The sequence below is a fragment of the Maribellus luteus genome (assembly GCF_003576475.1).
Taxonomy (GTDB): domain Bacteria; phylum Bacteroidota; class Bacteroidia; order Bacteroidales; family Prolixibacteraceae; genus Draconibacterium; species Draconibacterium luteum.
Window position 1 is genome coordinate 1 of sequence record NZ_QWGR01000208.1, and the last position, 558, is coordinate 558.

The 558-nt window shown below is 74.9% G+C and carries 1 protein-coding gene; it reads left to right on the forward strand.

Annotated elements, in window-relative coordinates; all coding sequences use genetic code 11:
• On the forward strand, positions 1 to 558 hold a 558-nt coding region (locus D1614_RS24685; protein WP_241558168.1), incomplete at both ends, for an ABC transporter substrate-binding protein.

A 558-nucleotide genomic window follows, 5' to 3' on the forward strand; every position in this document is an offset into this window, starting at 1 on the left:
GTGGCGACCGACGAGGTGGTCTACGCCAACGTCTTCGAGGGGCTGGTGCGCATCGGCCCCGACGGCGGCGTCCGGCCGGGGCTGGCCGAGTCCTGGGACATCTCGCCCGACGGCCTGATCTATGTCTTCCACCTGCGTCGCGGCGTGCGCTTCCACGACGGCGCGCCGTTCGACGCCGCCACCGCCAAGTTCGCGCTCGACCGGGCCCGCGCGCCGACCTCGCCCAACGCCCAGCGGCCGCAGCTGGCCGCGGTCCGCGCCGTGGAAGCGGTCGATCCGGCCACCCTGCGCGTGACCCTGAGCCGCCCGGACGGCGGCCTGCTAGACGTCCTCGGCTGGGGCGGCCTGGTGATGGTGGCGCCGAACTCCATCGCCGGAGCCGCGGCTCGTCCCGTCGGCACCGGGCCGTTCCGCTTCGCCGGCTGGCGGCGCGGCGACTCCATCGTCCTGACCCGCAATCCCGACTATTGGGGCCGGCCCGCGCCGCTGGCCCGCGTGACGTTCAAGTTCATCTCCGATCCCACCGCCGCCCTCGCCGCGCTCAAGGCCGGCGACGTC